The following is a 13,426-nucleotide window of genomic DNA, read 5'->3' as shown; positions in this document are numbered from 1 at the left end:
CGAGGAACCTGACCATGAGCACGCCCACACACTCGTCCCTGCCTTCCGACAGGCTGGCTTCCCGCGAGGATAAGGCCCCCTTGGGGGTTGCCGCCATTGGCTATGCCTTCATGGGGAAGGCCCATTCGAATGCGTGGCGGAATGTGGCCAGTTTCTTCGACGTCCCGGCCTTCGAGCAGAAAGTGCTCGTTGGCCGGGACGCCACCCAGGTGGCCGAGGCCGCTGCCAAGTACGGCTGGGCCGAATCCGCCACCGACTGGCGCTCCGTGATTGAACGCGATGACATCCACATCATCGATATCTGCGCCCCGGGCTGGATGCACGCGGAAATCGCCATCGCCGCCCTTGAAGCGGGCAAACATGTGTTGGTGGAGAAGCCGCTGGCCAACACATTGGGTGAGGCCGAACTGATGACCGCCGCTGCCGCGAAAGCCCGCCAACGCGGAGTGCAGTCCATGATCGGCTTCAACTACCGCCGCGTCCCCGCCCTTGCACTGGCCCGCGAACTCATCGCCGAGGGCCGCCTCGGCACCGTCCGCCACGTCCGTGCCGCCTACCTCCAAGACTGGCTCTCCGACGCGCAATCCCCCATGACCTGGCGCCTCCGTAAGGAAACCGCCGGTTCCGGCGCGCTCGGCGACATCGCTTCGCACGCGATTGACCAGGTCCTGTTCCTTCTGGGCGATGCCGTTACCGAGGTCTCCGGCCGCCTGCAGACGTTCGTGGACCGACGCCCCGGAACCTCTGATCCCGCAAGCGCCATGGAGGATGTCACGGTCGACGACGCCGCCTGGGCAACGCTGACGCTCGCCTCCGGAGCAATCGCCTCCGTTGAAGTCAGTCGCGTGGCCACGGGCCAGAAAAACTCCCTCAAGCTCGAAATCTACGGCGATAAAGGCACCATCCTGTTTGACCTCGAGGCACTGAACGAACTCGGCTTCCTGGACGCCACCGTCCCGGTCCGGGAGCAGGGCTTCCGACGGATCCTGGTCAACGAGCCCGTTCACCCCTACCTTGAAGCATGGTGGCCGCAAGGCCACATCATCGGCTGGGAACACACCTTCACCCACCAGATCCGGGACTTCCTCCTTGCCGTTCGCGACGGCAGCCAGCCATCGCCGTCGTTCGAGGAGGGCCTGAACGTCCAGCACATCCTCGCCGCCGTTGAAGAGTCCGCAGCCGCCAAAAGCTCACTGATCCAGTTGCACGCAAACCCTACCGAAGGAGCCTGACATGCCCCGCCCGTACACCCTGTTCACCGGCCAGTGGGCCGACCTCCCCTTCGAGGAAGTCGCGCGCCTTGCCTCGGGCTGGGGCTACGACGGCCTGGAAATCGCCGTCTCCGGAGACCACTTGGACGCCTGGCGCTGGGACGAACCCGGCTACGTCGAGTCCAAACTCGCCATCCTGGACAAGTACAACCTCAAGGTCTGGGCCATCTCCAACCACCTCAAAGGCCAAGCCGTCTGCGATGACCCCATCGACTTCCGCCACGAGGCGATCGTTGGGTCCAAGGTGTGGGGCGACGGCGACCCCGAAGGCGTGCGCCAACGCGCTGCCGAAGAAATGAAGCACACCGCCCGCCTCGCAAAAGCGCTCGGCGTGGACACCGTGGTGGGGTTCACCGGCTCCTCCATCTGGCAATACGTCGCCATGTTCCCGCCTGTCCCGGAGAAAGTCATCGAGGCCGGCTACCAGGACTTCGCCGACCGCTGGAACCCCATCCTGGACGTCTTCGACGAATGCGGGGTCCGCTTCGCCCACGAAGTCCACCCGAGTGAGATCGCCTACGACTACTGGACCACCGTCCGGACCCTCGAAGCGATCGGACACCGGCCAGCTTTCGGCCTGAACTGGGACCCGTCGCACTTCATGTGGCAGGGCATCGATCCCGTGTCCTTCATCTGGGACTTCAAGGACCGGATCTACCACGTGGACTGCAAGGACACCAAGCTCCGCCCTACGGGCCGGAACACCGTCATGGGCTCCCACTTGCCGTGGGGCGACCCGCGCCGCGGTTGGGACTTCGTCTCCGCCGGACGCGGCGACGTGCCTTGGGAATCGTCCTTCCGCGCCCTGACCGCGATCGGCTACGACGGACCCATCTCCGTGGAATGGGAAGACGCCGGCATGGACCGCCTGCACGGCGCCCCCGAAGCCCTTGCAGCGCTCAAGAAGTTCGATTTCCCCGCCTCCCAGACCAGCTTCGACGCCGCCTTCAGCCAGGACTAACCCTCCGGAGTTTTTGCACAGCTGACGCCCTTTAGAAGCCTTCTTGAGGGCGTTACCTGTACAAAAACTCCCATCAAAGTGGCAAGGAGCCAACCGTGATCCGCACCCTTCAACCCGGCCAGCGTTGCGAGGTGCGGATCGCGTCGGTCACGGGCCACAGCGAAACCCTCTACGCCACTGACCACATTCTCCTCGAAGCCCCGAACTGGACCCTGGACGGTTCAGCCCTCATCCTGAACGGAGACGGGAAACTGTGGCGTCTTGACACTTCCACTGCGAAACTGACCCAAATCCCGCTCAGTGGCATCCCCGACCTCAACAACGACCACGTCCTGGCGCCGGATGGCACCGGCATCTTCCTCTCCGCCAACGACGGCCATATCTACCGTGGACTGCTCAAGGGCGGCCCTGCCACCCGCATCACCGAGGACGACGGCTCCTTCCATTTCCTCCACGGCGTCAGCCCCGACGGCAAAGAACTCGCGTACGTCGGAATTGAGGCCGGCGACTTCAAGCAGCCCGGCAAGCTCATGACCATGGCGTCCGACGGCGGCGCTGCCGCCCGGGTCGACGTCGGTTCGGGCCACTGCGACGGACCCGAATACTCGCCTGACGGGCAATGGATCTACCTGAACACGGAGTCGTTCTCAACAACTCCGGGGCATGCCCAGCTTGCACGGATCCGACCGGACGGCAGCGACTTTACTCAGCTGCTGAAGTCCGACACCGTCGACTGGTTCCCCCACCTGTCCCCGGATGGCCACTACGCCAGCTACATCCGGTTCCCCGGCGGTACCGTTGGACACCCCGCTGACTTGCCCGTCGACGTCGTGCTTGTTTCGACCAGGGACTGGACCACCCCACTCCAAGCATGGCCACTTTACGGTGGCCAAGGTACCCTCAACGTCAACAGCTGGTCGCCGGACTCCGCGCGCTTTGCGTATGTGGCGTACCCGCTCACTGACTCTGCAAAGGACTAACTACGTGACCCTAAGCAACGGTACTTCCGACGGAACCATCCGCTGGGGCATCCTCGGCACCGGATTCATAGCCGGGCTGCAAACGCAGGATTTGAAGGAGAACGGCTTCACTGTCCAGGCGGTGGGTTCGCGTTCGGCAGAGTCCAGCAGGTCCTTCGCGGAAAAATTCGGGATCGCCACCGCGCATGGCAGCTACGAAGACCTGATGGCCGACCCCTTGGTTGACGTGGTCTACATCGCCACGCCGCACCCCTTCCACCACGCGAACGCCCTCTTGGCCTTGAACGCCGGCAAGCACGTGCTGGTGGAAAAGTCGTTCACCATGAATGCCCGTGAAGCCCGGGACATTGTAGGACTCGCGGAATCAAAGGGGCTCGTGGCGCTCGAAGCCATGTGGACCCGTTTCCTCCCGCACATGATCCGTCTCCGGGAAATCATCGCCGCAGGCACCATCGGCGAAGTCCGCAAGGTGGTGGCCAGCCACAACCAGAACCTCCCAAAGGACCCGGCACACCGCCTCAACAATCCCGCCCTGGGCGGCGGCGCACTGCTGGACCTGGGGGTCTACCCGGTCTCCTTCGCGTTCGACATCCTGGGCACGCCGGCCTCGATCAGGGCCAGCGCTGCCATGACTGCTACCGGCGTCGACCGCCAGACTGCGGCGGTTTTCGATTACGACGGCGGTGCGCAGGCGATCGTCGACTGCGAACTTGACGCAGCAAGCGCCAACCGGGCCATGGTGATCGGAACCGAAGGCTGGATCGACGTCGAACACACCTGGTACAACCCTGTCCCCTTCACCGTTCATGCGGCCGACGGTTCCGTGGGTGAGCGCTACGAGCAGCCCGTGAACGGTCGCGGCATGCAGTTCCAGGCAGCTGAGCTGGAGCGCCTGGTCCGGGAAGGTTCCACCGCAGGCACCATCCTTCCGCCGGACGAGAGCGTTGCCGTCATGGCTGCCATGGATGAGATCCGCCGCCAGATCGGGCTGAGCTACGACGCTGATGCCGCCCCGGAAGGAAACCACCGTGACTGAATCCCCACGCCTCGCCGAGCTTCGCCGGCAGGAAGAAGAACTGGTCTTTGCTTCGTTCGATCACCATGACGCCTGGCGCCTTGGTTCGTTGATCGCCAATCATGCCATCAGTTCGGAGTTCGGGGTTGCCATCGACATCCGCCGGCACAACATCGTGCTCTTCCGCTGCGTCCTGCCCGGCGCCACGGCGGACCAGGAAGAGTGGATCCGCCGGAAGTCAGCTTCGGTGCTGCGTTTCGAGCACAGCACGGCACTGTTGACCGAGCTGTTTGCCTCCCGTACCCACAGCCCCCTGGGCAACGGGTGGCTGGCCCACGAGGACTACACCCTGGCGGGTGGTTCCTTCCCTCTCCGCGTGCGTGGTGCAGGTGTGATCGGGGCTGTGACGGTGTCCGGCCTCAGCTCCGACGAGGACCACCAACTGGTGGTCGATGGCATCCGGAACTACCTGAAGACGGTCGGGGTTTAGGGGCAGCAGGGCTCGAACCCGGCCAGGGCTGGTTTGGCCTCACCGCCCCTTCAGCACATAGCGCCTTTCGGGACGTCCGACGCCGTACTTGAGTCGAACGTCCAAGGCGCCTTCGTCGTGGAGGTACTCAAGGTAGCGGCGGGCACTGACACGGGAGGTCCCGAGTTGTTCTGCAAGCTCAGCGGCTGACAAATCACCCGGTGCTGATTTCAACGCGGACTCCACCAGTTCCAGGGTCTCCACGCTGCAGCCCTTCGGCAGGGTCCGCTCGGAAACACCCAACCCAAAGACCCTGTTCACGTCGGATTGTTCAGCCTCGACCTTGGAAGCATCCAGCCCCTGGTAGGCGCTGAGGTAGTGCTCCAGCCGTTCCTGAAGATCGGACTGGGAAAAGGGCTTGATCAGGTAGTGGACGATGCCGCCGCGGAGGGCTTTGCGCACGGTCTCAACCTCGCGGGCTGCACTGATCACCAGCACGTCGAGGTCCGGGGCAACGTCCCGCAACTGGTGCATGAGGTCCAGGCCGTTGATGTCCGGGAGGTGGATGTCCAGGAGCACAAGATCGGGTTGCAGCCTACGCGTTTCCGCCAAGGCCTGTGCGCCGGTGTGGGCAACACCCACCACCCCGAAACCGGGGCTTCGCTGGATGAACCCGGCATGAACCTTGGCCACCATGAAGTCGTCATCGACAATCAAGACCTTGATCACTTGTGGAGAGCCCCTTTGCTGAATCGTGCGGTGAACACTGCACCGTCGTCGTTGGCCACGGTCAGTTCGCCCCCGCTGCGCCGGCAGATGACCCGCGAAAGCGCCAAGCCGAAGCCCCGGGCATCCCCCGGTCCCGGTTCCTTGGTGGAGTAGCCCTGTTGGAAGATCTCCTCGGCAGAACCGGCGGGCACGCCCGGGCCGTTGTCCTGGACAGTGACCCCGACACCGTCCGGCGAGTCCTCCACGAGCACGCGGACCGATGCCCCTGCGAGGCCAGTGACGGCGTCGAACGCGTTGTCCACGAGGTTGCCCACCACGGTGGTGATGTCCCGGGACAGTTCGTCCTTGACGCGCGGAAGCGCGGACCGGGGGTCCAGTTTCAACTCGACGCCGCGCTCAGTGGCCAGGCTGGCCTTGGCGATCAGCAGGGCAGCGAGCGCGGGATCCTCGATCCGCCGGGTCACGTCGTCGTTGAGCCGGGTCCGCTCCACGGTGGCACCGTTGACGAACTGCACCACGGAATCGTACTCGCCGATCTGGATGAGGCCCGAAATGATGTGGAGCTGGTTGGCGAACTCGTGGGCCTGCGCGCGCAGGGTGTCCGTGACCGTACGGGTGGCACCAAGTTCGCTCTCAAGGGAGGACAACTCGGTGCGGTCCCTCAGGGTGGTCACCGAACCGATGTCGCGCCCATGCGAGCGCAGCGCCACCCGGTTCATCACCACCAGCCGCTCCCCTACCAGCACCAGTTGGTCCGGGTCCGACTGTTCGCGGGTCAGCACCACTTTTAGGGCGGATTCGACGGGGAGGGAGCGCAGCTTCCTGCCTACGCAGTCGTCGGGCAATCCGAGCAACTGGCGGGCGCTCTGGTTGGCCACCGTGATCCGCTCATGGGGGTCCAACGCCACAACACCTTCCTTGAGGCCCTGCAGCATGGCTTCGCGGTTTTCCACCAGTCCGGTGATTTCCCGGGGTTCCATGCCGAGGGTTTGCCGTTTGACGCGACGGGACAGGAGAAGCGAACCCGCCACCCCCAGGACGCTGGCCACGCCCAGGTAGGTGAGGAGGTTGGGGACGGCGTCGCCGAGTCTTTCCAGGGTGGAAGGGTAGTTGCGGCTGATGGATGCGATGCCGATCATCTGCCCGGAGTCGTCGATCACCGGCACGTGGGCGGACAGCACTGTCACGTTGTTGCTGGTGACGACGCCGGTCCAGGCCCTGCCTTCCATCACCCGGCTCTCTCCCAGTGGCAAGGGCCGGCCGATCAGTCCGGGGTCCGAGGCCGTGATGACTGTGCCGTCCAGTTTTGCCAGGGCCACGTGCGCTGAACCCGAGACCGTCCTGACGGATTCGGCGACGGCGGGAAGCGCCGAACCGCCGCGCGGTTCCGCCGTGGGGAGCAGCGCGCGTACGGTGGGGTTGTTGCCCAGGGCTTCGGCTGCGGACAACGCCCGCCTGCCCTCAGTCCGTTCGAACGCGGCGGCCGACTGCGCCAGGGAGATGGCGACCACCGCCACCAGCACCGCCAGGACGATCAGCAACTGCAGCACAAGGTATTGCCCGGCAAGGGACATTCCTCTTCTTCGAGTCACTGCGTGGTTTCCTTTGGTGGTGCCAGAGTCCGGAGGTGTCTGGGGGCGCTCCGCGTGGCGTATCGGAACTATACCCCAGAGCCGTGATGGACCGTCCAGGACCGTGAACGCAATGAACTTAAAGATCACTGCGAACACAAGAGTGATCGGCGTCACTGCGGCCCCTAGCATCAGTTCACGGGGCACAACGTTGATCGCCCTGCAGAGAATTCAAAACTGAGAAGAGGAACACCATGCGCCAGATCCGCGCATTGCGAGTCGCCGCCGTCGCCGCCGGCCTCGCCCTGATGGCCACCGGTTGTGGTGCCACCGGCAAGAACTCCACTGGTTCCGAAAGCTCCGGCGCTGCCGCCGGACCCATCACCGGCCTCCAGATCATGGTTCCGAACACTCCCGGTGGCGGCTACGACACCACCGCCCGGGCAGCGGCCAAGGTCCTGGACGATGAGAAGATCGCCAACAACACTGAAGTGTTCAACCTTGCAGGCGCAGGCGGCACTGTGGGCCTTGCCCGCGTGGTGAACGAAAAGGGCAACGGCGATCTGACCATGCTCATGGGCCTGGGCGTGGTGGGTGCCAGCTACACCAACAAGTCACAATCGAAACTGACGGACACCACGCCCTTGGCCAAGCTGATTGAAGAGCCGGGCGCCATCATGGTCAGCAAGGACTCCCCCTACAAGACCATCGATGACCTGGTGAAGGCGTGGAAAGCAGATCCCGCGTCGATCTCCGTAGGCGGCGGCTCCTCGCCCGGCGGCCCGGACCACCTCCTGCCGATGCAGTTGGCCGGCGCTGTGGGCATCGACGCCACGAAGGTCAACTTTGTCTCCTACGACGGCGGTGGCGACCTCCTTCCCGCCATCCTTGGCAACAAGCTCGGCTTCGCAGCTTCCGGCGCAGGCGAGTACCTGGAACAGATCAAGTCCGGAGAGGTCCGTGTCCTTGCCACGAGCGGCGAGAAGCGGCTTGACGGCGTGGACGCCCCCACCCTCAAGGAATCCAACATCGACCTCGTGTTCACCAACTGGCGCGGTGTCGTAGCCCCTCCGGGCATCAGCGACGCCGACAAGAAATCCCTGATCGCCGCGCTGGAGAAGATGCACGAGTCCGCTGGTTGGAAGGAAGCACTCAAGACCCACAGCTGGACGGATGCCTTTGTCACCGGCGACGAATTCCAGACGTTCCTGACTGACCAGGACAAGCGGGTGGCGGACGTCCTCACCAAGCTTGGCTTGGCGTGAGCTCTCCAGCAACAGGCTTGAAAGGCCGCGCCGAGCTGGGGGTCGCCCTCCTGCTCGGCGTGGTCGGAGTCCTGGTCTTCCTGGACGCCAACGGCCTGGTAACCCCGTACTCGAAATCGGACCCGGTGGGTCCAAAGACTGTCCCGTTCATCGTTGCCGGACTCCTGGTGGCCTGCGCTGTTCTGCTTGCCATCAATGTCCTCCGTGGCGGCAGGGGCGAGGCCGAAGGCGGCGAGGATGTGGACCTGGCGCACCCTGCCGATTGGAAGACCGTCCTGCCGCTGGCGGGAGCCTTCCTGCTCAACATCCTGCTGATCGATTGGGCTGGTTGGGTCATCTCCGGCACGGTGCTTTTCTGGGGCAGCGTCCTGGCCCTCGGAAGCCGCCGTTATGTCCGTGACGGACTCATCTCCGTGGCACTTTCCCTGCTGACCTTCTACGGCTTCTACCTCGGCCTGGGCATTGCGCTGCCGGCCGGACTCCTGGAAGGAATCCTCTGATGGACGTCTGGTCCTCCTTGATGGACGGGTTCTCCACCGCCCTTACTCCTTTGAACCTCATGTACGCCATGATCGGCGTCATCCTCGGCACCGCTGTGGGTGTCCTTCCCGGGCTCGGTCCGGCCATGACCGTTGCCTTGCTGCTCCCGGTCACGTACGCACTGGAACCCACCAGCGCCTTCATCATGTTCGCCGGTATCTACTACGGCGGAATGTACGGCGGCTCCACCACCTCCATCCTGCTGAATACTCCCGGCGAATCGTCGTCCGTGGTGACGGCCATCGAAGGCAACAAGATGGCCAAGGCGGGGCGGGCGGCGCAAGCACTCGCGACGGCGGCCATCGGCTCGTTCGTGGCAGGCACCATTGGCACTACCCTCCTTGCGGTCTGCGCACCGATCGTTGTGAAGTTCGCGGTCAGCCTGGGCTCCCCCAGCTACTTCGCGATCATGATGTTGGCCCTGCTGGCTGTCACTGCGGTCCTGGGGTCGTCGCGGTTGCGCGGCTTCGCCTCCCTCGGCCTGGGACTGGCCATCGGTTTGGTGGGCCTGGACTCCGTTACGGGCCAGAGCCGGCTCACGTTTGGCCAGCCGCTGTTGTCCGACGGTTTGGACATTGTGGTGGTGGCTGTGGCCATCTTCGCGGTGGGCGAGGCCCTCTGGGTGGCGGCACACCTGCGCCGCACCCCGTTGCATGTCATTCCCGTTGGCCGTCCCTGGATGGGCAAGAAGGATTGGCAACGCTCCTGGAAGCCATGGCTTCGCGGCACGGTTTTCGGTTTCCCGTTCGGGGCTTTGCCGGCAGGCGGAGCGGAAATCCCCACGTTCCTGAGCTACGTCACCGAGAAGCGCCTCAGCAAGCACCCCGAAGAGTTCGGCCATGGAGCCATCGAAGGCGTGGCGGGTCCGGAAGCTGCGAACAACGCAGCCGCCGCGGGTACCCTCACTCCCATGCTGGCCCTCGGCCTGCCCACCAACGCAACCGCGGCAGTGATGCTGGCAGCGTTCACGTCCTACGGCATCCAGCCCGGCCCGCAGCTCTTCTCGAGCCAGGGACCACTGGTGTGGGCGCTGATCGCGAGCCTGTTCATCGGCAACCTTCTCCTTCTGCTGATCAACCTGCCCCTGGCGCCGCTGTGGGCCAAGCTGCTGCAACTGCCCCGCCCGTACCTGTACGCAGGCATCCTGTTCTTCGCCACGTTGGGCGCCTACTCGGTGAACCTCCAGGCCTTCGACCTTGTGATCCTGCTGATACTGGGTGCTTTGGGGTTCATGATGCGCCGCTTCGGACTCCCCGTCCTGCCGCTCATTCTTGGCGTTATCCTGGGCCCGCGGCTGGAAGGCCAGCTCCGCAAGACCCTGCAGCTCAGTGCAGGCGACCCGGCAGGGCTCTGGAGCGAGCCGATCGCCGTCGGTATTTACGTCATCATCGGAATCATCCTGGCCTGGCCGCTGGTCCTCAAGCTCATCCGGCGGAACCGTCCGACGGCAGCTCTTACAGGGCCGTCCATGCTTTCGGACCAAGATGAGCCGCAGACCCCGGCGACGCCTTCAACCACGAAGACCGAACCAACCACGCCCGCACACCATCGGCAGGAGAAACCATGACCATCGTGGTGGGATACGTCCCCACACCAGAAGGCGAAGCAGCACTGACGCAGGCCATCGCCGAGGCCAAGAAGAGCAACGACACCCTGCTGGTCATCAATTCCTCCAAGGGCGACGCCCTGGTGGACAACCGTTATGCCCAGGAGCCGGAGATCCAGAGCATCGAGGACCGGCTGGCTGAGCACGGCATCCAGCACATCATCAAGCAACCCATCCGCGGTCATGACGCAGCGGCCGAGGTGCTTGATGCTGCCGACGAGCACGACGCCGGATTGATCGTGATCGGCCTCCGCCGGCGCAGCCCGGTAGGCAAGCTCATCATGGGCAGCGTTTCCCAGCGCATCCTCCTGGAAGCGGACTGCCCGGTCCTTGCGGTGAAGGCGGACTAGGAGTTTTCGTACAGCTAATGCCCCTAAGAGGCGTTCTTAGGGGCATTAGCTGTACAAAAACGCTCGACGGCGGCTTACCACATCGCCTTGTTGAGCGGCGTGACGGTGAGGCTTTCGAGCCGGGCGGTCCCTCCTTCCGAGAAGAGGGACAGGGAGCTGGCGCCTGCCGAAGGGAAGACCTGGTCCGTGAGCGTCGTCAGGCCACCCTGGGCAAACACCTCCACGGAGGCCTTGTCCACAAAGATCCGCAGGGTGAGCTTGCCATTGATGAGCTGGACCGGCGCGTCGTCCAGCGACGCGAACGCAGGGTGGAAGCCCTCGTTTCCGGAGGCGGTCCTGTCAATGAATGCCCGCCCGGAGCCCGTCGTGTAGCCGATCCTGGTCGCCTCCGTGCCGTCGCCCAGAACCTTCAGCCCGAACGCCGTCGCCGTTCCCGGCGAGAACTGCGCGTCGATCTGCAGCACGTCCCCGGAAATAGGAAGACTGCTGGTTCCCGAAGCGATGTCCTGTGCGGTCGCGGTGTAGGCAGCCCCCGTGTTCTTCAGGCTATCCACCTGCTGGACGGCTTTCTGGCTGAGTCGGGGGCCCTGGCTGGTCTGCGTGAGCTGGACTTCGCGGGGCAGGGCCATGGAACCCCGCCAAGTGCTGGTAGGTGTGGACTGCCCATAGTCCCAGTTGTTCATCCAGCCGAGCATGACCCGCTTGCCGTCCGGGACGTTGTTGAACGAGACGGCCGCGTAGTAGTCCCTCCCCCAGTCCAGCCAGTCGTGCTGTTCCAAGCGGGTGATATCGGAAGCCACAAACTCGTCCGCCAGGATGTGCCCCCACCCACCACGGTTGTTGTCCACGATCCGGATGGTCGCCTGGCTTCCTTTGTAGGCACTGACGTCCCAGGTTTTCCAGTCGAGGTGCTCTGAATCGGAGCCGGTGGTAGTGCGGATGGCTTGTCCGTTGACCATCAAGTTGACCGTTGTCTCGCTGCTTCGCGGTTGCGCCGGTTGAGAGCCCAGAACCATATTGTCCAGTGTCAGGTGGCCCCAAGGTCCTGTGGCGTTGTCCACGATCCGGATCCGTGCGATCTGCCCGTAATACTGGGAGACATCCCAGTTCTTCCAGTTGAGGTCGCCCGAGTTGCTGCCGGTGGCGCTCCGGACAGGAACGCCGCCTACCAACAGTTCCACTTGGAGCGAGCCGTCAGTCCGGTTGCCGCCGCCCAGGAGGAACCCGATGTTCGTGTTGGTCAGATAGAACTCCGGTGAGGTGATGGTTCCAGTGTTGTTATCTGCGCTGGGTCCGCCTTCAAAGGTGTTGATGCGCTTTCCGATGGCGTATTCACCACCCGCTGTTGACGGGTTCCTGGCTGCTTCGAAGTCTCCGGTCAGCTGCCAGCCGGCGGCACTGAGGGTTCCCGGGTAATCAAAGCCGTCGAACAAGAGGTAGCCCGGTGGCGGTGCGTTGCCTGGCTGCTCCCCCGGTTGCCGCGGGTGGTTTCCTCCGCCGGCCAGGAAGTTGATGTAATCCTTGGTGAGGGTGAACGGCGCCGACTCCAAGGTGCCGGTTGGGACGTCTCCGCCGTTGAACCCGTTCACGAGCCCGGAACCGATGGAACCTGTCACGGTTTGCTGGCCCGTCAGCGTTCCACTGGCCGGCGTACTTCCCCAGGGGCCCCCGGGGTTGGCCGGGTCATTGCCCACGTTCCAGCCGCTGTAGCTACCGCCATTGAACCCGGCGATCACGTTTCCCGGCGGAGCGACGTCTACCGGATCGGTGGTTTCGGACGTGAAGGTGGTGCCATCAAAACTTCCAACGAAATACTGCCCCCCACTACCGCCGGCTACTGATCCCGGGTTGATGTTCACCACCAGGACCCATTTGGTGTTGTTGGTGTTGCCGTCCACTGCCAAGGGGAAAAGATCGGGGCATTCCCACTGCCCGCCGGTGGCATTGGCTGGCTTGAAGTCGTCCAGGTAGGTCCAGCTCTTCAGATCGCTGCTCTTGTAGAACAGGACCCTGTGCTCGTTGGCCTCCACGGCCGACATCACCCAGTAGGAACCGGCAGAACCTTGGTACCAAAACACTTTGGGGTCCCGGAAGTCCGTGGTGTTCCTGCTGAGCACCGGATTTCCGGAGTACTTGGTCCACGTCTGCCCGCTGTCCGTGCTGTACGCCAGCGATTGCGCTTGCTTCCCCGGATAGAGGGGATGGTTGCCAGTGAAATTGCTGGTGTAGACGGCAACCATCGGCGGGTTTTGCGCTGTGCCCAGGCCACTGGTGTTCTGCGAATCCACCACGATGGAACCGGAGAAGATGTCCTCCGTGGCCTGTCCGCTGCCGTTGAAGGTCTGCGGGATGGCCAGGGGCTGTTCGGACCAATGCAGCAGGTCCGTGGACGTCGCATGGCCCCAGCTCATGTTCCCCCACGTGGTTCCGTAGGGGTTGTACTGGTAGTACATGTGGTAGGTGCCGTTGTTGTAGACCAGCCCGTTGGGATCGTTCATCCAGTTCTTCAACGGGGTGTAGTGCACAGAGGGCCGGTACTGCTGGGTTGCGGGGTCGGGATCGGTGGCGTGCGCCGGAGCGCTTGTCGTCGCGAGGGATAGGGAAACCACGACGGCGGCTATCACCGAGGTGACCACCGGCGGTTTGGTGCGTCTTGTCATCATTGACAG

At 63.9% G+C, this 13,426-nt stretch carries 12 protein-coding genes; 9 read left to right on the top strand and 3 right to left on the bottom strand.

Going from position 1 to position 13,426, the window contains the following annotated elements; genetic code table 11:
* The first annotated feature begins 14 nt into the window (after positions 1 to 14).
* The 5 genes from HMI60_RS07360 (at position 15) to HMI60_RS07340 (ending at position 4,717) form a co-directional block, all read left to right on the top strand.
* Positions 15 to 1,232, top strand: a complete 1,218-nt coding sequence (locus tag HMI60_RS07360) for a Gfo/Idh/MocA family protein (RefSeq protein WP_018778047.1) — start codon at positions 15 to 17, stop codon at positions 1,230 to 1,232.
* Between the two features lies 1 nt (position 1,233).
* Positions 1,234 to 2,232, top strand: coding sequence for a sugar phosphate isomerase/epimerase (locus HMI60_RS07355; RefSeq protein WP_055976956.1), 999 nt, complete (start codon positions 1,234 to 1,236; stop codon positions 2,230 to 2,232).
* 95 nt (positions 2,233 to 2,327) lie between these two features.
* On the top strand, positions 2,328 to 3,212 hold the full coding sequence (locus HMI60_RS07350; RefSeq protein ID WP_193590846.1) for a biopolymer transporter Tol: 885 nt from the start codon (positions 2,328 to 2,330) through the stop codon (positions 3,210 to 3,212).
* Positions 3,213 to 3,216: 4 nt separating this feature from the next.
* Entirely contained in the window at positions 3,217 to 4,248 is a 1,032-nt protein-coding gene (locus tag HMI60_RS07345) for a Gfo/Idh/MocA family protein (protein ID WP_193590845.1), read from the top strand.
* Positions 4,241 to 4,717, top strand: coding sequence for a heme-degrading domain-containing protein (locus tag HMI60_RS07340; protein WP_018778051.1), 477 nt, complete (start codon positions 4,241 to 4,243; stop codon positions 4,715 to 4,717). Before HMI60_RS07345 ends, HMI60_RS07340 begins: the two co-directional genes overlap by 8 nt.
* Before the next feature lie 39 nt (positions 4,718 to 4,756).
* Here the strand turns inward: HMI60_RS07340 and HMI60_RS07335 are convergent, their stop codons facing one another.
* Together HMI60_RS07335 and HMI60_RS07330 are read right to left on the bottom strand one after the other, a co-directional pair.
* Complete coding sequence (locus HMI60_RS07335; RefSeq protein WP_018778052.1) at positions 4,757 to 5,425, bottom strand: response regulator; 669 nt, start codon at positions 5,423 to 5,425, stop codon at positions 4,757 to 4,759.
* Positions 5,422 to 6,999: a sensor histidine kinase gene (locus HMI60_RS07330; protein ID WP_193591148.1), complete on the bottom strand. Its 1,578-nt coding sequence runs from the start codon at positions 6,997 to 6,999 to the stop codon at positions 5,422 to 5,424. Before HMI60_RS07330 ends, HMI60_RS07335 begins: the two co-directional genes overlap by 4 nt.
* A gap of 251 nt (positions 7,000 to 7,250) precedes the next feature.
* Between HMI60_RS07330 and HMI60_RS07325 the strand changes: the two genes are divergently transcribed.
* The 4 genes from HMI60_RS07325 to HMI60_RS07310 are packed head-to-tail and all read left to right on the top strand — an operon-like array spanning position 7,251 to position 10,757.
* Positions 7,251 to 8,261, top strand: coding sequence for a tripartite tricarboxylate transporter substrate binding protein (locus HMI60_RS07325; protein ID WP_018778054.1), 1,011 nt, complete (start codon positions 7,251 to 7,253; stop codon positions 8,259 to 8,261).
* Positions 8,258 to 8,761: a tripartite tricarboxylate transporter TctB family protein gene (locus HMI60_RS07320; protein ID WP_039239631.1), complete on the top strand. Its 504-nt coding sequence runs from the start codon at positions 8,258 to 8,260 to the stop codon at positions 8,759 to 8,761. The genes HMI60_RS07325 and HMI60_RS07320 overlap by 4 nt, the downstream gene beginning before the upstream one ends.
* On the top strand, positions 8,761 to 10,368 hold the full coding sequence (locus HMI60_RS07315) for a tripartite tricarboxylate transporter permease (protein ID WP_055976971.1): 1,608 nt from the start codon (positions 8,761 to 8,763) through the stop codon (positions 10,366 to 10,368). The genes HMI60_RS07320 and HMI60_RS07315 overlap by 1 nt, the downstream gene beginning before the upstream one ends.
* A complete protein-coding gene (locus tag HMI60_RS07310; RefSeq protein WP_018778057.1) occupies positions 10,365 to 10,757 on the top strand; it encodes a universal stress protein in 393 nt (130 codons plus the stop codon). Before HMI60_RS07315 ends, HMI60_RS07310 begins: the two co-directional genes overlap by 4 nt.
* A 74-nt stretch (positions 10,758 to 10,831) precedes the next feature.
* On the opposite strand, the gene HMI60_RS07305 is transcribed toward HMI60_RS07310, so the two are convergent.
* Positions 10,832 to 13,420 (bottom strand): GH32 C-terminal domain-containing protein, encoded by a 2,589-nt coding sequence (locus HMI60_RS07305; RefSeq protein WP_370584100.1) that lies wholly within the window; start codon positions 13,418 to 13,420, stop codon positions 10,832 to 10,834.
* Positions 13,421 to 13,426: the final 6 nt, after the last annotated feature.

The sequence above is a fragment of the Paenarthrobacter sp. YJN-D genome, from assembly GCF_015040335.1.
Taxonomy (GTDB): Bacteria; Actinomycetota; Actinomycetes; order Actinomycetales; family Micrococcaceae; genus Arthrobacter; species Arthrobacter nicotinovorans.
Note: the sequence above shows the minus strand (reverse complement) of the source record. Positions and strands in the feature narration are given on the sequence as shown.

What these genes read in the sequence shown, in the direction of transcription:
- HMI60_RS07360 (WP_018778047.1), top strand. Translation starts at nt 15, where the DNA reads ATGAGCACGCCCACACACTCGTCCCTGCCTTCCGACAGGCTGGCTTCC.
- HMI60_RS07355 (WP_055976956.1), top strand. Translation starts at nt 1,234, where the DNA reads ATGCCCCGCCCGTACACCCTGTTCACCGGCCAGTGGGCCGACCTCCCC.
- HMI60_RS07330 (WP_193591148.1), bottom strand. Translation starts at nt 6,999, where the DNA reads ATGTCCCTTGCCGGGCAATACCTTGTGCTGCAGTTGCTGATCGTCCTG.
- HMI60_RS07325 (WP_018778054.1), top strand. Translation starts at nt 7,251, where the DNA reads ATGCGCCAGATCCGCGCATTGCGAGTCGCCGCCGTCGCCGCCGGCCTC.
- HMI60_RS07315 (WP_055976971.1), top strand. Translation starts at nt 8,761, where the DNA reads ATGGACGTCTGGTCCTCCTTGATGGACGGGTTCTCCACCGCCCTTACT.
- HMI60_RS07310 (WP_018778057.1), top strand. Translation starts at nt 10,365, where the DNA reads ATGACCATCGTGGTGGGATACGTCCCCACACCAGAAGGCGAAGCAGCA.
- HMI60_RS07305 (WP_370584100.1), bottom strand. Translation starts at nt 13,420, where the DNA reads ATGATGACAAGACGCACCAAACCGCCGGTGGTCACCTCGGTGATAGCC.